Origin of the sequence: Nitratidesulfovibrio sp. 1201_IL3209 (genome assembly GCF_036763125.1) — a bacterium.
Classification (GTDB): domain Bacteria; phylum Desulfobacterota; class Desulfovibrionia; order Desulfovibrionales; family Desulfovibrionaceae; genus Cupidesulfovibrio.
Map to the genome: position 1 here is coordinate 25,637 of NZ_JBAIYT010000002.1, position 19,767 is coordinate 45,403.

Annotated in this window: 15 protein-coding genes; 11 read left to right on the top strand and 4 right to left on the bottom strand. The window is 70.0% G+C overall.

Annotated features, from left to right (window positions below; translation table 11 throughout):
* Positions 1-123: 123 nt before the first annotated feature.
* A complete protein-coding gene (locus tag V6B97_RS01685; protein ID WP_333504760.1) occupies positions 124-2,049 on the bottom strand; it encodes an aconitate hydratase in 1,926 nt (641 codons plus the stop codon).
* Positions 2,050-2,362: 313 nt separating this feature from the next.
* Entirely contained in the window at positions 2,363-3,844 is a 1,482-nt protein-coding gene (locus V6B97_RS01690) for a sigma-54 dependent transcriptional regulator (RefSeq protein ID WP_333504761.1), read from the bottom strand.
* Positions 3,845-4,236: 392 nt separating this feature from the next.
* Here V6B97_RS01690 and V6B97_RS01695 point away from each other — a divergent pair, with 392 nt between their 5' ends.
* The 9 genes from V6B97_RS01695 to V6B97_RS01735 all read left to right on the top strand — a co-directional run bounded on the left by V6B97_RS01695 (position 4,237) and on the right by V6B97_RS01735 (position 14,782).
* Complete coding sequence (locus V6B97_RS01695) at positions 4,237-5,349, top strand: glycosyltransferase (protein ID WP_333504762.1); 1,113 nt, start codon at positions 4,237-4,239, stop codon at positions 5,347-5,349.
* Positions 5,350-5,431: 82 nt separating this feature from the next.
* Positions 5,432-6,784 carry an O-antigen ligase family protein gene (locus V6B97_RS01700; protein WP_333504763.1) on the top strand — a complete coding sequence of 451 codons (1,353 nt, stop codon included), beginning with the start codon at positions 5,432-5,434 and terminating at the stop codon, positions 6,782-6,784.
* Entirely contained in the window at positions 6,781-7,839 is a 1,059-nt protein-coding gene (locus tag V6B97_RS01705) for a glycosyltransferase (protein WP_333504764.1), read from the top strand. The genes V6B97_RS01700 and V6B97_RS01705 overlap by 4 nt, the downstream gene beginning before the upstream one ends.
* A gap of 78 nt (positions 7,840-7,917) precedes the next feature.
* Entirely contained in the window at positions 7,918-9,060 is a 1,143-nt protein-coding gene (locus V6B97_RS01710) for a glycosyltransferase (RefSeq protein WP_333504765.1), read from the top strand.
* Positions 9,061-10,161 carry a glycosyltransferase family 4 protein gene (locus V6B97_RS01715; protein WP_333504766.1) on the top strand — a complete coding sequence of 367 codons (1,101 nt, stop codon included), beginning with the start codon at positions 9,061-9,063 and terminating at the stop codon, positions 10,159-10,161.
* Complete coding sequence (locus V6B97_RS01720; RefSeq protein ID WP_333504767.1) at positions 10,154-11,386, top strand: aminotransferase class I/II-fold pyridoxal phosphate-dependent enzyme; 1,233 nt, start codon at positions 10,154-10,156, stop codon at positions 11,384-11,386. Before V6B97_RS01715 ends, V6B97_RS01720 begins: the two co-directional genes overlap by 8 nt.
* 220 nt (positions 11,387-11,606) lie before the next feature.
* Entirely contained in the window at positions 11,607-12,338 is a 732-nt protein-coding gene (locus V6B97_RS01725; RefSeq protein WP_333504768.1) for a VTC domain-containing protein, read from the top strand.
* Positions 12,339-12,414: 76 nt separating this feature from the next.
* Complete coding sequence (locus V6B97_RS01730) at positions 12,415-13,137, top strand: DUF4956 domain-containing protein (protein WP_333504769.1); 723 nt, start codon at positions 12,415-12,417, stop codon at positions 13,135-13,137.
* Positions 13,109-14,782 (top strand): CotH kinase family protein, encoded by a 1,674-nt coding sequence (locus V6B97_RS01735; RefSeq protein WP_333504770.1) that lies wholly within the window; start codon positions 13,109-13,111, stop codon positions 14,780-14,782. Before V6B97_RS01730 ends, V6B97_RS01735 begins: the two co-directional genes overlap by 29 nt.
* On the opposite strand, the gene V6B97_RS01740 is transcribed toward V6B97_RS01735, so the two are convergent.
* Positions 14,769-15,872 (bottom strand): HDOD domain-containing protein, encoded by a 1,104-nt coding sequence (locus V6B97_RS01740; protein WP_333504771.1) that lies wholly within the window; start codon positions 15,870-15,872, stop codon positions 14,769-14,771. The genes V6B97_RS01735 and V6B97_RS01740 overlap by 14 nt on opposite strands.
* A gap of 521 nt (positions 15,873-16,393) precedes the next feature.
* On the opposite strand from V6B97_RS01740, the gene V6B97_RS01745 reads away from it, so the two are divergent.
* Together V6B97_RS01745 and V6B97_RS01750 are read left to right on the top strand one after the other, a co-directional pair.
* A complete protein-coding gene (locus tag V6B97_RS01745) occupies positions 16,394-18,262 on the top strand; it encodes a sigma-54-dependent Fis family transcriptional regulator (RefSeq protein ID WP_333504772.1) in 1,869 nt (622 codons plus the stop codon).
* A gap of 238 nt (positions 18,263-18,500) precedes the next feature.
* The gene (locus tag V6B97_RS01750; RefSeq protein WP_333504773.1) at positions 18,501-19,247 is read left to right on the top strand and encodes an FAD/NAD-binding family oxidoreductase; all 747 of its coding nucleotides are present in this window, start codon (positions 18,501-18,503) and stop codon (positions 19,245-19,247) included.
* Positions 19,248-19,327: 80 nt separating this feature from the next.
* On the opposite strand, the gene V6B97_RS01755 is transcribed toward V6B97_RS01750, so the two are convergent.
* Positions 19,328-19,663, bottom strand: a complete 336-nt coding sequence (locus tag V6B97_RS01755) for a NifB/NifX family molybdenum-iron cluster-binding protein (RefSeq protein ID WP_333504774.1) — start codon at positions 19,661-19,663, stop codon at positions 19,328-19,330.
* Positions 19,664-19,767 lie beyond the last annotated feature (104 nt).

Consider the following 19,767-nt stretch of genomic DNA (forward strand, 5'->3'; position numbering starts at 1 on the left):
TCCATTGAGGTGTGCGCCAATGCCCCCCCGGTGCGTCTGCGCGGTGCGTTCGGGCGGTGCGCCAGTTGCGTCGGGGGGCCGGGGGGTGCCGGAGGCTCCGTGCGGAGCCCCGGCAAGGACACCCTACTGTTTTCTGGAAAGACGGACGTGATTCAGCAGCCCGCCTGCCCGGATAATATCCAATTCCTTTTGCGTCAAATCGTTCCGGACGCGGACGGCGCCCACGCCCTCCACCTGCACGTCCACCTCGCCCCCGGCGGCGATGGCCGACGCGGGAATGGTCACCGCGCCGCCCACGGCCAGCCTGTCGTAGTCGGCCCGGTCGCACAGGATCAGCGGCAGGATGCCGAAGTTGACCAGGTTGGCGCGGTGGATGCGCGCCAGCGAGCGCACGATGACCGCGCGGATGCCCAGGTGGCGCGGGGCCAGGGCCGCGTGCTCGCGGCTGGAACCCTGCCCGTAGTTGTCCCCGGCCACGATGACCCCGGCGCCCGCCGCCCTGGCGCGGGCCACGAAGTCCGCGTCCACCCGGCCGAAGACGTGCTGCGCGATGGCGGGCACGTTGGAGCGCAGCGAGGTGATCTCCGCCCCGGCGGGCATGATGTGGTCGGTGGTGATGTCGTCGCCCAGCTTGATGACGATCCGCGCCTGCACCGTGTCGTCCATGGGCGTGAACTGCTCCAGGGCCACGATGTTGGGCCCGCGCAGCACTTCCACCCCGCTGCCGTCCTCGGGCGGGAAGACGAACAGATGGCGGATGGAGGGGGCCTTCTCCGGCAGTTCCGGCTGGGCCGGGGGAGTGCCCCAGGTGGCCGGGTCGGTGAACCGCCCGTGCAGCGCGGCCATGGCGGCGGTGAGCGGCGAGACCAGGTACACCCTGGCGTCCCTGGTGCCGCTGCGGCCTTCAAAGTTGCGGTTGAAGGTGCGCACGCTGACCCCGCCCGACACGGGCGAGCCGCCCATGCCGATGCACGGGCCGCACGAACATTCAAGGATGCGCACGCCCGCGTCCAGCAGGGGTTCCACCAGCCCTTCGGCGGCCAGCATCTTCAGCACCTGCTTGGAGCCGGGCGAGACCATGGTGTCGGTGCCCACGCTGACCAGCTTGCCGCGCAACACCTCGGCCACCATGCGCAGGTCGGCGTAGGACGAGTTGGTGCACGAGCCGATGGCCACCTGATCCACCCCAAGGCCCGCCAGTTCCGCCACGGGCACCACCCGGTCGGGCATGTGCGGCTGGGCCACCAGCGGCGCCAGCGCGGAAAGGTCGATGACGATCTCGTCGTCACAGGCCGCGCCGTCGTCCGCGCGGAGTTCCTTCCAGTCGCCCTCGCGGCCCATGGAGGCCAGGAAGGCGCGGGTGCGTTCGTCGCTGGGGAAGATGGAGGTCGTGGCCCCCAGTTCCGCGCCCATGTTGGTGATGACGGCGCGCTCGGGCACGCTCAGGGTGGCCACGCCCGGCCCGGCGAACTCGAACACCTTGCCCACCCCGCCCTTGACCGTGAGCAGGCCGAGCAGGTGCAGGATGACGTCCTTGGCGGACGCCCAGCCGGTCAGGCGGCCTTCCAGGCGCACCCTGACCACGCGGGGCATGGAGATGAAGTACGGCTCGCCCGCCATGGCCAGGGCCACGGAAAGGCCGCCCGCGCCCATGGCCAGGCTGCCGATGCCGCCCGCCGTGGGGGTGTGGCTGTCCGAGCCCACCAGCGTGGCGCCGGGCAGCGCGAAATTCTCCAGGTGCAGTTGATGACAGATGCCGGTGCCGGGGGGCGAGAAGATCACGCCGTGCTTGGCGGCGACAGTACGCAGGAAACGGTGGTCGTCCGGGTTGCGGAAGCCCATCTGCAGGGTGTTGTGGTCCACGTAGCTCACCGAAAGGTCGGTGCGCACGCGGTCCACGCCCATGGCCTCGAATTGCAGGTAGGCCATGGTGCCGGTGGCGTCCTGGGTCAGGGTCTGGTCGATGCGCAGGCCGATTTCGGCCCCCGGCGCCATCTCTCCGCTGACGAGATGCGCCGCGATGATCTTCTGCGTAAGGTTCATGGACATGCTACCCTCGTGGATTCGGCGTTGCCGGTATGGCGTGCGCACCCGCGCCGCCCGTATGCTGGTTCGTCCGGCGGGCCGAAGGACCTCGGGACACAATGGATCGCATGGCTGCGGGCCTGCTCCACGGGGGGCAGGCGTCCGCGAGACGTCATGCGAAACGTCATGCGGAACGTTACGCGCAACAGCAGGGGATGCGCGGCACGGGGCGGCTCCCTTGGCGGGGGCCTCATGCCGCAACCGCCCGCGAACCCGCGCGAGGGGTTCCGGGCGGTTCGTCCGGTGTAGTGCACATCACCGCGGCCCGCAAGGGGCGTCAGGCCACTTCTATGCCCATTCCGCGGTATTCGTTGAGCTTGTTGCGCAGGGTGCGCACCGAGATGCCCAGCAGTTCCGCCGCCTGGGTGCGGTTGCCGGAGGTGACCTCCAGCCCCTTCAGGATCATGATGCGCTCCATCTCGTGCAGCGGAATGACCCCGCCGGGGAAGGAACCGCCGCCGTCAGGCCCGCCAGCCGGGCCGCCGGCCGAAATCGCGCCGTCACCCCCCGTCCCGGCAAGGGGCGATGCGGCGTCCCCGTCCCCTTCGGCGCCGGGGGGCAGGTCGCCCTCCTCGAACAGCGGCCAGGTGTCGGGATCCAGCAAGAAGTGCCGGGTGGTGATGGGCCGCCCCCCGGCCAGCAGCACGGCGCGCTCCATCAGGTTCTGCAATTCGCGCACGTTGCCGGGCCAGTCGTAGCGTTGCAGCCATTCCTCCGCGTCCGGCGCGAATTCCGCCGGGGCCAGGCCGTACTCGCGCACGTAGGTGGCCGCGAAATGATGGGCCAGCACCAGCACGTCGTCGCCGCGCTCATGCAGGGCGGGCAGGCGCAGGGGAATGACGTTGAGGCGGAAGAACAGGTCCTGCCGGAACTTGCCCTGCTTCACCCAGTCGTCCAGGTCGCGGTTGGTGGTGGCCAGCACGCGCACGTCCACCTTCACCGTCTCGGTGCCGCCCACGCGGTCGATCTCGCCTTCCTGCAACACGCGCAGCAGCTTGGCCTGCAAGCCAAGGTCCATCTCGGAAATTTCGTCCAGCAGGATGGTGCCGCCGCTGGCCAGCTCGAACTTGCCCAGCTTGCGGGCGATGGCCCCGGTGAAGGCGCCCTTCTCGTGGCCGAACAGTTCGCTTTCCAGCAGGTGTTCCGGCAGGGCGGCGCAGTTCACGGCCACGAAGGGGCCGTCGGCCCGGTCGCTCCAGCCGTGCAGGAACCGCGCGAACATTTCCTTGCCGGTGCCCGATTCGCCGGAAATGAGCACCGTGGCGCGCGAAGGAGCCACCTGCCGGGCCAGGGCCAGCACGCGGCGCACGGCCGGGTGGTCGCCCACGATGCGCGGCACGCCGGGACGCGGCTCGGGCGTGCGGCCGCCCAGGGTGGACGAGGGGGGCGCGGGCGCGGCGGCGCGGCGCGGCGCGGGCAGCGCGGCCGCCACCTTCTCGAACAGCAGCGGTTCCAGCCAGTAGTCGCGCGCGCCCAGCGAAAGGCAACGCTCGGCCTCTTCGGCGGAACCCTTTTCGGCAAACACGATGACGGGGGGGAATGCGGGGTCGTCCGCGCCCACGGCAAGCAGGTCGTCCACCTTGTATCCGGGCAGGCTGGGCCGCGAAAAGATCACGGCCGGACCCGACTTGCGGATGAAGGCGGAGGCACCCTTGAGGTTCTCGGCGATGCCGACCTCGAATCCCGCATCGCGCAGCTTGGGGAAGATTCGGGTCACGGCGGTGGCCGGAGCGAGGAATAGTATGCGCCGGGCGGACATGTTGAACCTTGTACCCGCAACCTTAAGCTTTATCAACTGATGGAGTATGAACGCGCCCGGCGGGGGCGGGTTCGCCCCCATGCGGACGGCGAACCCCGCGCCAGAAGGCGGGCGGCAGGCCCGGGCGGCCCGCCGGCGCGGCCCCAACTGGCGCACGGTCGGCACCGGCCGGAGTGGCGGAACGGGCCGCGCACACGGGAAGGCCGCCCCCCGTCCCGCGCCGCTTTCCATGTCAGCAACCCTTGACCGCGCGGCGGGCTGCGAGTAGGACCGTTCAGCATTCGCGCCCCGGCCTGCCCGACACGGCCCGACACGGCCCGCACGGCCGGACGCCGACATCTGCCCGGCCGCGCATGCGGCAATGTTCCCGCAACCATCAGCCGGAACTCAGGATGAAGATCGCCTATCTCGTCGGCGGGCTGCCCTTCGGCGGCATCGAAAAGTGGCTGTTCGACCTGGCCCTGGCCTACCGCGCCAACGGCCTCGTCACGCCGCGCGTCTTCAACCTTTCGGGCACGGGGCAGATGCTGCCGGAATACCAGGCCGCGGGCATCGATGTGCACTGCGTGGGCTCGCACATCCGTGCCATCGCCTCGCACCGGCTGGACACCTCGCTACGCCTGCGCGCCATGCTGCGCGAATTCTCCCCGGACATCATCCACACCATGCACATCAGCGCCAACCATCACGGGCGCATTTCCGCGCTGGGCCTGGGCATCCCGGTGGTCACCCACCTGCACAACACCAAGCACGAAAAACGCCTGCACCGCAGGCTTTCCGACAATCTGCTGTCCTACGCCACCACGCTGTACCTCACGGTGTCCAAGGCCGTGGCCGAGGTGGTCGCCACCGACCACAATCTGGCGGGCCGCCCGGTGAAGGTACTGTACAACGCCATCGACGCGGGCCGCTTCGACGTGCCCCCGCTGGACCTGCGCGCCGCCTTCGGCCTGAGCGGCCCGGTGGTGGTGGCGGTGGGCCGCTACGTGCGGCAGAAGAATTTCGACCTGCTCATCCGGGCCATCCGCATGGTGCGCGACGCGGGCGTGCCCGCATCGCTGGCCCTGGTGGGCGAAGGGGCGGAGCGCCCCCGCCTGGAAGCCCTGCGCGACGAGCTGGGCCTGCGTGACCATGTGGCGCTGACGGGATTCCGCCCGGACGTGGCGGCCTTCTACAAGGCGGCCGACGTGTTCGCCATGCCCTCGCAGTTCGAGGGGTTCCTCATCGCCCAGCTGGAGGCCATGTACTGCGGGCTGCCGTGCGTGGTGTCCCGCCATGTGCCCATGCTGGAACTGGCAGGCGAGGCATCGCTGGTGTGCGAAACCGAACCCGCCGACATCGCGGACAAGCTGCTCGCCATCCTGCGCGACGACGCCCTGCGCCAGCGGCTGTCCGACGCGGCACGCCGCCTGTCCGCCCCGCACACCATGGACCGCTACGCCGTTGCCCTGCACGCCATCTACACCGATCTGCTGGCCGGAAACCTCGCGGGGACCGCGCGTTGACCTTCACCTTCCCGCTCGAACCATCCGTCCCGTCCGCACAAGCACCTTCCCGCGGCTCACGGGGTGGGATATAGTTTGCCGCATGACCGACATCCGCCATCACACCGCCACGGCCCGCATGGCCGCCGCCCTGGATAGCTTTCGCGCCGCCCCGGACCCGCAAAAGGCGGAATGGGCGCGCACCCTGCTGTTCTGGCTGTTCTGGCTGTCCATCGCCACCTTTCCACTGGGGCAGGCCTTTCGCGAAACCGGACCCATCCTGTGCCTGGCGGTCCTGCTGCCCTACCACTACTGGGGCTACCGGCAGTCCGCCCTGCGCCGTTTCCCGCTCAAGTGGCTGTTCGTGCTCTTCTACGGGCTCATCTGCGTGAAGACGGCCATGTCGCTGGACCCCCGCCAGAGCCTGGTCTACGTGCTGCCCAACGCCTGGAAGGGCTTCGCCCTGCCCTTCGTGGCCATGGAATGCGCGCGCGACATGCGCGACATGCGCCGCCTGGTCTGGGCCTTCGTGACGGTGGGCTTCTACGAAGGGCTGGACGGCATCTACCAGCACCTCACCGGCCACGACTTCATCCATGGCACCGCCATCATGGCCAAACGCCTCACCGGTTCCATGTCCACCTACCGCGTGGGCGACTACATGGCGCTCGTGCTGGTACCCGCCTTCGGCCTGTGGGCCATGCTGCCCCGGACCCGGTCCGCGTGGCGCAGGGCCGCCGCCACCGCGCTGATCCTCGCGCCGGGCATCTACCTGTGGGTCTTCGCCCAGGCCAGGAGCGGCTATCTTGGCGTGGCCGCCGCGCTGTTCCTGCTGTGGTGCCTGTTCACCCGGCCGAAACCCGTGTACCTGCTGGCGCCCGCGTGTCTCGGCATCCTGGCCGTGCTGTTCGGCCCGCAGCGCATCACCCTGGAAACGGCCATGCGCGACGGGCGTATCGAACTGTGGCGCATGGCCTGGCAGGTCATCCAGGAACGCCCGCTGACCGGTTGGGGCATGGGCATGTTCGGCCCGGCCTTCAAGGCGCTGGGGCTGCAACCGGTCATCAACTCGCCCCGCATCCAGCACCCGCATTCGGTGTACATCCAGTTTCTGGTGGATACCGGCGCGCTGGGCTTCGCCGTCGCCATGGTCTTCCTGTTCGGCATGCTGATCTGGGGGCTGCGGCGGATATACCGCAACCTCCCGCGTTCCGGCGCGCCGTACGACATGTGGACCATGGCCGCCTTCTTCCTGGCCGGATGGCTGTGCTATCTGGTGGAGGCGCTGTTCGCGCACGACTTTCTGCGCACCTGGTGGATGGCCGTGTCCATGGGCCACCTGGGCGTGATGATCGGCGCCGTGCTCAACGCCGAAAACACCCTCACCGCGCGCGCCGAACTGCTCGCCAGCGCTCCCCCCAGCGCTCCCCCCAACACTCCCCCGGACGCCGCATGAACATCGCCTTCGTCAACAGCACCCGCAAATGGGGCGGAGTAAAGACCTGGATCCTCGATTTCGCCGAACGCCTTTCCGCCTACGGGCATGACGTGCGCGTCTACGGCCGCCAGCAGGCCTTCGTGGACCAGGCCAGACGCCGCGTGGGGCACGGAGAGACCGCCAGCTTCGGCTTCGACCTCAACCCCGCCACCATCGCGTGGTTCCGCCGCCGGTTCACGGAGCACCGCACCGACGTGGTGATCATCAACATCGGCAAGGACCTGGCCACCGCCGGGGTTGCCGCCCGCCTGCTGAACATCCCCGTGGTGCAGCAGATCGGCCTGCCCGGCGACATCCCCCACCGCCTCAAGACGCGCCTGCTGCACGCCTGGATCGCCCCGAAATTTCTTTGTTCCTGCCAGTACATAGCCGACGGCTTCCTGACCAGCCTGCCCTACCTGCGGGCCGACGACGTGCACGTGGTGCTCACGGCCAAGCGGGTGGCCACCGGGCCGCTGTCCGTGTCCACACCCCGGCGGCTGGTGGCCACGCAGCAGCTGAACCCCGACAAGGGGCACGAAACCCTGCTGCGCGCCCTGGCCAGCCTGGACCTGCCCTTCGAACTGGACGTGGCGGGCACCGGCTCGCACGAAGCGTACCTGAAGGAACTTGCCGCCTCGCTGGGCATCGCGGAGCGCATCCGCTGGCACGGCTTCACCACCAGGGTGCCGGAACTGCTGGAGCGGGCCGACGTGTTCCTGTTGGCCTCGCTCAGCGAAGGGCTGCCCAACACCCTGCAGGAGGCGCTGGCCCAGGGGCTGCTGCCCGTGGCCCGCGACGTGGGCGGGGTACGCGAGGTGTACACGCCCGAACTGGAGCCCTGGTTGCTGCCCTATGCCGCCGGTCCGGCCGAATTCGCGGACATGCTGCGCAAGGCGCTGACCCTGCCGGACGAAGACCTGGTGGAGATGAAGCACGCCGCGCGCCGGGCCTGCGCCACCCACTGCGAACTTGACAGCAAGGCCCGCGAACTGGAAGCGTGGCTGTCTGGCCTGATCACCTGTTCGGCCTGATCACCTGTTCGGCCTGATCGCCTGTCCGGCCCGCCGCGCGTTCCGCAACCGACCAACCCTTCACGCCCCACGCCGCCCATGCACAAGCGCCCCGTCGTCTTCCGCCTCACCAACAGCCTGCACTACGGCGGCGTCGCCTCGCGCTTGCGGGCCGTGCTGCCCCTGCTGCTCGACGAGTTCGAGGTGCACGTGGTCACCTACCGCACGCCGGGCGCCTTCGCGCCGGAACTGGCCGACAGGGGCGTGCGGGTGCACCACCTGCCCATTCCCACCAAGTGGAGTCCCACGGGCATCGTCCGGCTGGCGCGAATGCTGCGCGCCCACGGCGCATCGGTGCTGCACAATCATTCCTTTTCCGCCAACGTCACCGGGGCGCTGGCCGGGGCGCTGGCGGGCACGCCCGTCCGCATCGGGCAGATCCACACCCTGAAGAGCCACTGGTACGACAACCCCGCCCACCGCGCCAAGCAACGCATCGAGGAAATGCTCATCCACCGGGTTCTTTCGACACGGGTGCTGCACGTCTCGCACGAAAGCCTGCGCTACTTCAGCGCGCACATGCCGCTTGCCGCCGCCAGGTTCGAGGTGCTGCACAACGGCGTGGACTTTTCGGCGCTGGTCCCCCGCAAGGAGGCTGGCCAGCTGCGTGCCGAACTCGGCATCTCTCCCCGCGCCCGGGTCGTCGGCAACGTGGGCCGCGTCACCGGGTGCAAGCGCCTGGAACTGATCCTGTCCACGGCCGCCAGGGCCCTGGCGCACAATCCGGACATGGTCTTCGTCATCGTGGGCGGCAGCCGGCGCCAGGCCGAAGGCCTGTGCCGCCAGGCCGACGAGATGGGCATAGGCGGCAAGGTGATCTGCCCCGGCGAGACACCGCACCCCGGCGACTACTACAACATCTTCGACGCGTTCATCTTCACCTCTCCTCCGGGGTCCGAAGGCATGCCCGGCGCGGTGCTGGAGGCGGCCTCGTTCGGCATGCCCATCGTGGCCATCCGCACCGACACGCTGGAAGAAATGGCCGAGTGGTACGACGGGTTCCACTTCATCACCGAAGACTGCGACCCCGTGCAGGAACTGGCCGCCCAACTGGCCGCCGCGCTGGCCGCCCCCCGGCCCGACCCGGCCCGGCTGCGCGCGCACTTTTCCATCCAGTCCATGGCCGACCGCACCCGCTCCCTGTACCACCGTCTGCTGCGCCAGCACGCCGACCGCACGTAAATGCGCATCCTCCTCGTCACCTCCTCGTCCACCCGCAGCGGCGGCGCGCGCCAGGCCCTGTACCTTGCCGAAGGGCTGATGGAACGCGGCCATCAGGTCACCTTCTTCACCCCGCGCGAATCCACCCTGCGCACCCTGTCGGACACCATGCGCTGGGCCGACCTGCCCGCGTCGCCCGGCCGGTGGAAGGCCGCGCTGGAAGCGGCCATGCCCCCGCCGGGCCAGGGCTCCTGCATCGTGCAGGCCTTCCACAACAAGGCGGTGAAGCGCCTTGCCTGGCACGGGCTGTTCTGGCGGCGGCGCGGCGTGGTCTGCGTGGGCTACCGGGGGGTGGTCTACCGCCCCGGCAACCCGCTGACCTACTGGTCGCCGGGGCTGGACGCCTTCGTGGCCAACTCGCACGCCTGCGCCAAGGTGCTGCGCCGCATGGGCGTGGGCGAGCGGCGCCTTGCAGTCATCCACAACGGCATCCCCGCCGACCGGCTGGCGCCCCGGCGCGGGGCGGACGCCGTGCGCGCGGAACTGGACCTGCCCGCCGGAACCACGCTGCTGGGGTGCGTGGCCGGTGACAAGGGCGTGAAGGGCGTGGACCCGCTGCTGCGGGCCTTTGCCCTGGCCTGCGGTCAGGACGGCGGCACGAACGCCGACGACGGTCCGCACCTGATCGTCGTGGGGGTCACTCCCGGACGGTGGCAGCCGCTGTGCGCGGAACTGGGCATCGCCCACCGCGTCCGTCTGGTGGAGCACAGCAACTGCGTGGCCGACTACCTGCAACTGCTCGACGCCTTCGTGCTGCCCTCGTTGTCCGAGTCCATGCCCAACACCCTGCTGGAAGCCATCTGCTCCGGGCTGCCGGTGGTCGCCTCGCGGGTGGGCGGCGTGCCCGAACTGGTGCGGGGCAACGGCCTGCTGGTCCCGCCCGGCGACGTGCCCGCCCTGGCCGACGCGCTGGTCACCGTGACCGGCGACGCGGCCCTGCGCGCCGCCTGGGCCGAGGCCAGCCGGGCCCTTGCGCCGGAGTTCTCCACGGGCGCGCGCGTCACCCGCTTCGAGACGTTGTACCGCACGCTGCTGCACCGCAGGGGATTGTCCGATGCCTGATCCCGGCCCTGCTCCCCACGCCGCGCCCGCACCGGTCGCCCTCGCGTCCACCGGCAGCACGCCCACCGGCCGCGCACCGGACCAGGGCGCGCACGGCGGCGACGTCTACCGCGTGGCGCGCGAGTTGGGAGTGGACCCGGAACGCATCCTGGATTGCAGCAGCAACGGCTTCGCCCACGTGCTGGAACTGACCCGCGCCCTGGTGGCCGCACAGCCCCACCCGTTCGAACACTACCCGGACAGCGCCAGCACCGCCCTGCGCGAGGAACTGGCCACCCACGAGGGGCTTGCACCCGGCAACATCATGGTGGGCAACGGCTCGTCCGAACTGATCTGGCTGGCCCTGCGCCTGTTGCGGCCCGACCGGGTCACCCTGCTGGGCTCCACCTTTTCCGAGTACGCCCGCGCCTGCGAGGCCCACGCCATACCGTGGCGGGTGCTGCACACCGACCCCCTGCGCGCGCTGGACCCGCCCCCATCGGGTTTCCGGGCCGATGCGGACGGCGAACTGGCGGTGCTGTGCTCGCCGGGCAATCCCTGCCCGGTCACCGCGCCCGACCTGCCCGCCCTGGTGGCCGCCCTGTTCCGGGCCGGTTTCCGCACCGTGCTGGCCGACCTGACCTACCGCGACTTCCTGTGGGACACGCCGGAGCATGCGGCCCACCATCACCGAGCCCTCGCCCCGGCCTGCCCGCCCCGCCTGGCGGACGGCATCCTGCTCTGCCTGCACAGCTTCACCAAGTTCTTCCATTGCACCGGGATACGCCTGGGCTACCTGACCGGTCCGCAGGCCCTGCTGGACCGCCTGCAAGCGCAGCGCCCGCCGTGGATGGTCTCCCCCTTCGCAGAGGCCATGGGCAGGCGCTTCCTGCGCGCCCTGCCGGACTACCGGGCGCACCTTGCCGACCTGCGCGCCGACCGCGCCGCCCTGCTCCGCGACCTGCGCGCGGCGCAACTGTTCGATCCCCGCGCCACCGACGCGGGACCCAGCTTCGTGACCTGCCGCCTGCGCCACGAACTGCTGCGGAACGGCGTCACGTCGGAAATGGTGCGCCGCGAACTGCTGCGGCTCGGCATGCTTGTCCGGGCCTGCGACAACATACCCGGCATGCCCCCCGGCCACATAAGAATGCAGGTCCGCCGCCAAAGCGACAACCAACGGCTGCTGCAACACATCGCATCGCTGTCCTTCGCGCCGCATGCAGTGACGCAACAGGGCGCATGAATCTCCCGAAGGCGCGCCTTGCGTCGCCACGCCGCGCACGGGATGCGGCGCGTCTCCGCGCCGCGTGGCGCAATGGACTTTCCGCACGATATCCCGTAACACGGGTGCGTCACGGCCCGGAACCGCTCCGGCCTTCCGGCCCGCATGCCGCCCCCGCCAGCGCGGGAACGGCGCCTTGCTCCGGCATGATCACCCTACTCGCATCCGTGGCGGCCCCAGCGTGAGCAACGAGATCAAATACACCTTCGCTCCGGCGTTCGCCCGCGCGGTCGTGGACCTGCTGCGCGCCGTGTGCCGCCCCGACCCCGAATTTCCCGCAGCGGACGTCTTTTCGCTGTACTACGACACGCCGGACCTGGACCTGCTGGAAGAAAAGCGCAACAGCGACTACCTGAAGACCAAGATCCGCTGCCGCTGGTACGGCGCCGTGGCGGGAACGGAAATGGGGCGCGCCGTGTTCATCGAGGCCAAGCGCAAGGAAGGCGCGGCCCGCGACAAGGCCCGCGTGCTGCTGCCCATGGACGGCGCCACCCTGTGGAACACTCCGCTCACCGCCCCCGAACTGCACCGCCTGCCGGAACACCTGGCCGAGGCGGGCATTCCGTTTCCCCGGCCCATCTTTCCCATGTTCATCCTGCGCTACACCCGCCACCGCTTCATCGACCCGGCCAGCGGGGCGCGCATCGCCGTGGACGCGGGCATCCACGTGCCCAGGGCCAACCCGGCCTTCATCCCCCGGCACAACCCCACCCCCCTGCCGGTGGCCGTGCTGGAGGTGAAGGGCGGCCTGCGCGAGATGCCGCGCCCGCTCCAGGCCGCAAGCACCTTCCACTTCCGGCGGGAAACGTTTTCCAAATACCTCGCATGCCACGACATGCTGTTCTGTTCCACCGGGGTGCCGGGCGGCTACACATGCTTCGCCCCGGCGGCGCCGCCTCGCAGCCGCGCCTGACGCCCTTCCCGCCGCCCGCAAGGCCCCGAACACCCGACCTTCGAACACCTCACCTCCAGACAAGGCCGTCATCCCCATGGTTGAATCACTTTTCGACGTTCTCGGCAGTTCCTACCAGGCACTGGTCGCCGTGACCGGCTTCGGCTCCAAGCAGGCGGCGAACATCGGCGCGGGCACCTTCCTGCTGGCCCTGCTCATCTCCCTGCTCACCTCGCAGTACACCGCTCTGCTGTACTCCCGCTTCTACGAAAACCGGGGCACGGGCAGCCTGGTCCACCGCAGCTTCCTGCTGCTGGGGCCGTCCATCACCGCCATCTTCATCTGCGTGCAGTTCTCGCTGCCGCTGTCCCTGGGCCTGCTCGGCGCGCTGTCCATCATCCGCTTCCGTACCCCCATCAAGGAACCGGAAGAGGTGGGCTTCATCATGGTGAACATCGCCACCGCCATCTGCTGCGCCACCCTGAACATCGTCATCCTGGCCCTGTTCCTGGGCGTGATCACCGCCGGGCTCGTGCTGGTGCACCGCTTCCGGCGCAACCGGGTGGCGCGGCGCAGTGGCACGGCGGTCATCGCCTACCCGGCCTCCGAGCGCGAGGCCGACGCGGCCATGCTGCCCGCCCTGCGCGAAAGCCTGCCGGAACTGACCGTGGCCAGCATTTCCGGCGACGGCGAGCGGCGCACCATCGTCGCCACCTTCGCCCGCTCCGACGAAACCCTGGTGCAGCGCCTGACCACGCTGGCCGGCGGGCTTGCCCCCCACGCGGAAATCAATGTCTATTTCGACCACGCGGCCCGGTAGCGCCCAGCCGCCCGCCCCGGGGCCACACTCCGGCGCGGCCCGCATCTCCCGCGTTCCCCACGCTCCCCACATTCCGTTGTGGACGGCGGCGCTGTTTCTGGCGGCCCTGCTCTGCGCGGGCCTGCTGCTGGAACGTTCCCCCGCCCTCCGGCAGTACCGCGCCGTATCGCTGGACATCGCCACCAGCAAGGATTCGCTGGGTTCCCCCCGAAAGCGGCAACTGCTCACCGAACTGGGCCTGCCCGACGTGCACGCCGTATCGCCCGAGCACCGCGACCAGGTCGAACGGCTGCTCGGCGAGGCGCGCGGCGACATATCCCCCGCCCTCATCGCCAGCGGCTGGCCGGTGGTCGCCATCCGCACGGACGAGGAGAACCTTTCCGACCCGGAAATCGGCATCGTCGCCAATCCGGAAGAGCGGGGCATCGCCTGGGAGCGCCTGTCTTCCATGGTCTTCTACAAGGATGGGCAGGAGCGGCTCGCCACCGGCGCGGGCCTGCGCATCCACGGCGGCGGGTCGCGCAAGGACGGCATAGCCTTCCGCCTGTACTTCCGGAACTCGTACGGCCAGTCCCCCATCCCCGCGGACACGTTCTTTCCCGGCGTCGAAGGCAGCCTGAAGCGCATCGTCCTGCGCAAGGAAAAAATGCCCCGTCCCGGCTTCGTCTGCATGCTGGGCTTCGACGTCATGGCCAGGCTGGGGGCGCAGGTTCCGCACTTCGTGCCCGCCATTTACCTGATCAACGGCAAGGAAATGGGTATTTCACTGCTGTGCGAACACATCAGCGTCAATGGCTGGCGTCGTAAGCTCGGCCACAACGACTTTCTGCTCTACAACATCCGCAAGAGCAACGACCGTAAGGAATTCGCCGCATTGCGCGAGCTGTACCTGTGGGCCCGGCTGATGCCCGCGCCGCTCACCATGCAGCAGGTGGAACGCCGGATGGACCTGCGCAGCATGTGCGCGATCATCTTCGGTTCGATGTATCTGGGAGCCAACGACTGGGACCAGGGGGCCTTCCTGCTCGACAGGGCGCAGCCCGACCCGGTCTGGATGAACATCGCGTGGGATCTGGACCAGGCTTTCCAGCACCTGTCGCCCACCGCGCCGCTGGAAAAGCGGCCCGGCTGGAAGTTCGCCATGGACGAGGCCAAGGCGGTGCGCATGCGCCTGTTCCTCCGCCTGTGGAAGGAAGCGCCCGAATTCAGGACCTGGTTCCTGCGCTACATGGCCGATGCCCTGAACCACACGCTGCATCCTTCCGAGCTGGAACGCATGATTGCCCCGTATGTGGCGATGGAACGGCAACTGGGGCGCGAGATGTTCGACCAGGATCTGGCCGCGGCGATGCTTGCGGCCCGTCCCGTGCAGGTCATGGAAGAGACCGTGCGCGACCTTGGCGCGCCCGCATGGTCCGCCGTGCGCGTCAGTTCGCCCTGCCCGGTGCGCATCGACGACATGGCCGACTACACCGAGTACACGGGGCGCTATTTCATGGGTCAGACCGTGCGCCTGCACGCCATGCCGCCCGCCGGGAAACGGTTTTCGCACTGGGAGGTGGACGGCGCCCGGCGCGACGGCCCGGACATGGAACTGGCCGTCGAGGGCCCCATGGCCATCCGCGCCGTGTTCACCGATGCGTGACGCCGCTTCCCGCCCCTAGCACCGCGTACATCTCGTCCACCCCATCCAGCAATACCTCGCAGGCGGCGTCCAGGTCGTGCGCCGAAATGAACCCCGCGTCCACGGCGTCGCCGTCCAGCGGCTGCACGCAGTCGTCGCCGGTGCCGCCGATGCCGAAGGCCTTCACCGCCTCGTCGGCCAAGTGCACCAGCAACGCCTCGTCGCTGGCCGGGGCCTCGGACGGGGCATGATGATGGCACACCGCATCCAGCAGCACGGGGGGCAGGTTCCAGCGGCGCAGCAGGGCCGCGCCCAGTTCGCCGTGGGTCAGGCCCAGTTCCGCCCGTTCCGCCTCGGTCAGCGACAGCCCCTGGTCAAGGCAGCGGTCCAGCACCCGTTCCGCCCCGGCGGGCCACACGGCGCAGATGGCCAGCCAGCCCATGTCGTGCAGCAGCCCGGCCACGAAATAGCGTTCCGGGTCGTCGCGCCCCAGCCGCGTGGCCAGGGCCCGCGCCGTGAGCGCCGTGGCCACCGAATGCAGCCAGAAATCGTGCAGGTTGACCACGTGGGGCGGCCGTTCGCGGAACAGCCCCAGCACGAAGGTGCCCAGGGCCAGAGAGGTCACCCGGCGCGTGCCCGCCGCCGCCACGGCGCGGCTTACCGTTTCCACCGGCGCGCGAAAGCCGAACAGCGGCCCGTTGACCAGCCGCAGCAGCGAGGCGGCAAGGCGGGGGTCCTTGGAGATGATGGCCGCCAGTTCTTCGTACGAGGGCTCCTCGCGCTCCATGGCGTGCTGCAACTCCAGGAACACCTGCGGCAGGGCGGGCAGGCGGGCGTGTTCGGCCAGCCCGTCAAGGTCGCCGGGAACCAGGCCGGTGTTGGCCTCGTGGCTCACCTCGGGCGGCAGCGGCATGCGCGGGGCGGGCAGTTCGCAGGTGGCCCCTTCGCGCAGGGACCGCACCAGCGCTTCCACCGCCCTGCGCCTGAGCAGCGCCAGCAGCGGATGCGCAGCGCCCGAAAGCCGGAACCGCCGCGCCACCGCCTCCTCGGCGGTTTCCTGCACGTCGCGGCTGCAACCGCCCGGCATTACCGGCCCCATTGCCTGCGACACGATCACCCCCGGATGGAATACAGGATACGAAATCGCCCACTCGACTTTCTCATACGCCAATTGCCACCGGACGCAAATACCCGCGCCCGGCGGATTGGTTGAAGGCCCCGCACCGGGCATCGCTCGCCGCGCGGCGTGTGCCCGGCTGGCGGATTGGCGCACGGGGTTGGCGCGCCCCAGCCGCGTGCCCCGCAATTCCGCCACTGCCCCGAAAATGCCAAAACCCCGGTGAGGGGAACACCGGGGTTTTGTCGGAATGAAGCGACTGAATCATAAGTCCGGGCGCGAGGGAACGCACGGACTCGGCACCGAAAAGAACGGCAGCACCGTCTTTCGTGACGTACAGAAGCACAACCCGTGCCAGACGGGTGACAACCCGCCGGAACCACGGCGGGCAAGGGTTTGCTGTGCTCCATGCCCGCCATGGCTATTACGAAATTTCGTTGTTGACGAAATTTCGTAACGAGATATCGTGGGAGCATTCCCGCAGGCCCCCATCTCCCCATTCCGGAGGTTTTCCCATGTCCGCCGACGCTCCGGCCTCCCCTTACTCCCCGGCCCGCCCGGAACCCTCCCTGGCCCACTCGGTGCTCCAGCAGTTCGACATCAGCCCGTTCCTGGACATGATGCTCAACGTGGCGCAGGAACGCACCGTGGAGGGCCTTCTGGAACTGACCCACCGCGTCAACCGGGGCACCCACGTCATGTGCGGGTGCATCTGGTTCGTGGATGCGCCGTCCCCGGCCAGCGGGGCCGCGTCCGGCCCCGCATCCGGTAGAGACGGCGAGAGCGACCATGTCCTGCGCCTGATGACCGTGGCCGGGCACACCGTGACCCCGGTGCGCGACTGGCGCCACGCCGAGGGCTCCTACGCCATGGTGCCGCTGACCGAGCCGCTGGTGGGCCAGGTGGCCGCGCGCGGCGAGCCCGCGTGGGCGGCATCGCCCGAGGAATGGACCCGCCCGGCCTGGGCCGTGGACGAGTCCATCCACGCCTACGCCGCCTACCCGTTGCAGTTCAAGGGCGACCTGATCGGGGTCATGGCCGTGTTCTACGACCGGCCCATGCGCGGCGTGCTGGCCGACCTGATGCTGCTGCACCGCAAGATGCACAAGATCTTCGCGGACTCGCTGTCCGCCGCCGTGGTCAACGCCCGCTCCTTCGAGGAAATCCAGCACCTGCGCCGCGCCCTGGAACTGGAGAACGAACACCTGCGGGGCGAGGTGCGCCGCGCCCGCGCGCCGCACGCCATCGTGGGCGACAGCCCCCCGCTGCGCCGCGCCCTGGAGCAGGTGGACATGGTGGCCCCCACCGACGCCACCGTGCTGCTGCTGGGCGAATCGGGCACCGGCAAGGAACTGGTGGCCCAGGCCATCCACGACCGCAGCCAACGCGCCGCCGCGCCGCTGGTGCGGGTGAACTGCTCGGCCATCCCGCGCGAGCTGTTCGAGAGCGAATTCTTCGGCCACGTGAAGGGCGCGTTCACCGGCGCCCTGCGCGACCGCGTGGGCCGTTTCCAACTGGCCGACGGTGGCACCCTGTTCCTGGACGAAGTGGGCGAAATCCCTCTGGAATTGCAGGGCAAGCTGCTGCGGGTGCTGCAAGAAGGGGTGTTCGAGCGGGTGGGCGAGGAACGCAGCCGCAGCGTGGACGTGCGCATCATCGCCGCCACCAACCGCGACCTGCGGGCCGACGTGGAGCACGGCCGCTTCCGGCAGGACCTGTTCTTCCGGCTCAGCGTGTTCCCCGTGGCCCTGCCGCCCCTGCGCGCCCGGCGCGAGGACATCCCCCTGCTGGCCCGCCATTTCGTGCGCGCCTCGTGCCGCCGCCTGAACCTACCGGAACCGCGCATCGCGCACCGCCAGATGGCCGAGTTGCAATCCTACCCATGGCCGGGCAACGTGCGCGAGTTGCAGAACGTCATCGAGCGCGGGGTGATCATGGCCGAAGGGGGGCCGCTGGTGCTGGACCTGCCCCCGGATGGCGGGGGGTCCGGCGCGGCTGGTCCGACTGGCGTGACTGGCGTGACTGGCGTGGCCGGGGCGCCCGGCAGGCCGGGGACCGGATGGCAGGCCGAAGGCTGGCAGGCTCCCGCGCCCGTGGCCGGCCCGGCGGCGTCCGCGTCCGGCGCGCCCGGCCATGCGGGGGGAGCCGGACAGGGCCGTGGCGTACCGAACGCCACCGGCTCGGGCGTGGAAACCGGGGAGCCGGACGCCGCCCCCATCATCCCCGAAGCGCGCTGGCGCGAATTGCAGCGGGCCAACATCGAACGCGCCCTGGCCATGGCCGGGGGCCGCGTGCATGGCCCCGGCGGCGCGGCGGAACTGCTGGGCATCCCGCCCACCACCCTGCAATCGCGCATGAAGACACTGGGGCTGCGCGGACGCTGAGGCGGCGCGGCGGCACACGCCGATGCCCCTTCGACGGCTCCGCGCGCCTCGCCCGGCCCGGGCGGCACGCCGCCATGCCCGCAACGCGCGGCCACAGCGTCCGGCGGTGATATTTACGCCGCACCGGGCGCGTCCCGCTTGTCATGCCCGCCGCCATGGGCGAAACTACGGTCCGGCCCGGCATGAGCCCACGGAAACCGGCATGTCCGCCGGGAGCCGACCGCCCAAGGAGCGACACATGAGCGACGATTCCCGCACCCGCAAGGCCCGCATCGTGCGCACCGTGCGCGAGAACGACAACACCACCTCCGTGTACATCGACACGGGCGACGACGAGCGTTTCCGCACGTTCCGCCCCGGACAGTTCGCCACCCTGCGGGTGATGGAGGAGGACGGCTGGAGCGAGGCCCACCCCTTCACCATCGCCGCCGCGCCCGGCGACACCGTGCGGCTGACCATCCGGGGCAAGGGGCGCTTCACGTCGGAACTGGTGCCCGGCCTGCGCGACGGCGACGAGGTGCGCTGCGCCGGACCCTACGGGGTGTTCTGCCGCGACATCGAACGGCAGGAGCAGATCGTGCTCATCGCGGGCGGGGTGGGCATCACGCCGTTTCTCAGCGTGCTGCGCAGCTTCGACCAGACCGGGGCCACCAACCGGGTGGTGCTGTTCTGGTCCAACAAGACCTACGGCGACGCCTTTGCCGCCGGGGAACTGGAAGCCATGACCCGGCGGCTGGACCTGACCGTGGTGCACGTGCTCACGCGCGAGACCAGCCCGCACCATTACGCCGACCCGGAACTGCCCGCCGTGTTCTTCGAAAAGGGGCACCTCTCGCGCGACATGCTGGCCCGCCACGTGCAGTCGGCCACGGCCTCGTTCTACCTGTGCGGGCCCGGCCCCATGCAGCAGCACGTGCTGACCGAACTGCGCGCCTTCGGGGTGGATACCGGCGGCGTGGAGACCGAGCAGTTCGTGTTCTCGTAGGCGAGCGCCATCGCCGGGGCCTTGCCGGGGGGCCTCCGGGACCGGAAGCCTGCGGGCGAAACGCCCTGTAACAGCGGCAACTACTGTCTCGGCACGTTACCGGTGAGTTCCCGGTAGCGGGCCACCGCCTCGCTGACCAGCCCGCTGCTGGCCGCCAGCACCTCGATGCCCGCGTCGGCCAGGGCCAACCGCGCCTTGGGGCCGCACTCGCCGCACAGCACCACCGTGGCCCGCGCGGCGGCCAGCAGTTGCGCCACCGAGCGCCCGGCATCCTCGCGGTCATCGCGGTGCGCGTTGCGCACGGCAATGACGCCCTCGGTCTCCGTATCGGTCACCACGAACCATTCCGCCCGGCCGAACACCGGCTCCACGTTGCTGTCGGGCCGGGGCCCGTCCGCCGCCACGGCAATGCGCATGGCTCCTCCTTGCGTTGTTCCGGTCGTCGATGATCGTCCCGTCCAGCCGGACGGCCCGGCCCGCGTCGCCCTGCCCGCCATTCCCGACCGCCGCCTGCCATCCC

Bases quoted from the DNA above. Each gene is read 5' to 3' on its own strand.
- V6B97_RS01685 (WP_333504760.1), bottom strand. From the start codon at position 2,049: ATGTCCATGAACCTTACGCAGAAGATCATCGCGGCGCATCTCGTCAGC.
- V6B97_RS01690 (WP_333504761.1), bottom strand. From the start codon at position 3,844: ATGTCCGCCCGGCGCATACTATTCCTCGCTCCGGCCACCGCCGTGACC.
- V6B97_RS01695 (WP_333504762.1), top strand. From the start codon at position 4,237: ATGAAGATCGCCTATCTCGTCGGCGGGCTGCCCTTCGGCGGCATCGAA.
- V6B97_RS01700 (WP_333504763.1), top strand. From the start codon at position 5,432: ATGACCGACATCCGCCATCACACCGCCACGGCCCGCATGGCCGCCGCC.
- V6B97_RS01705 (WP_333504764.1), top strand. From the start codon at position 6,781: ATGAACATCGCCTTCGTCAACAGCACCCGCAAATGGGGCGGAGTAAAG.
- V6B97_RS01710 (WP_333504765.1), top strand. From the start codon at position 7,918: ATGCACAAGCGCCCCGTCGTCTTCCGCCTCACCAACAGCCTGCACTAC.
- V6B97_RS01715 (WP_333504766.1), top strand. From the start codon at position 9,061: ATGCGCATCCTCCTCGTCACCTCCTCGTCCACCCGCAGCGGCGGCGCG.
- V6B97_RS01720 (WP_333504767.1), top strand. From the start codon at position 10,154: ATGCCTGATCCCGGCCCTGCTCCCCACGCCGCGCCCGCACCGGTCGCC.
- V6B97_RS01730 (WP_333504769.1), top strand. From the start codon at position 12,415: ATGGTTGAATCACTTTTCGACGTTCTCGGCAGTTCCTACCAGGCACTG.
- V6B97_RS01735 (WP_333504770.1), top strand. From the start codon at position 13,109: ATGTCTATTTCGACCACGCGGCCCGGTAGCGCCCAGCCGCCCGCCCCG.
- V6B97_RS01745 (WP_333504772.1), top strand. From the start codon at position 16,394: ATGTCCGCCGACGCTCCGGCCTCCCCTTACTCCCCGGCCCGCCCGGAA.
- V6B97_RS01750 (WP_333504773.1), top strand. From the start codon at position 18,501: ATGAGCGACGATTCCCGCACCCGCAAGGCCCGCATCGTGCGCACCGTG.
- V6B97_RS01755 (WP_333504774.1), bottom strand. From the start codon at position 19,663: ATGCGCATTGCCGTGGCGGCGGACGGGCCCCGGCCCGACAGCAACGTG.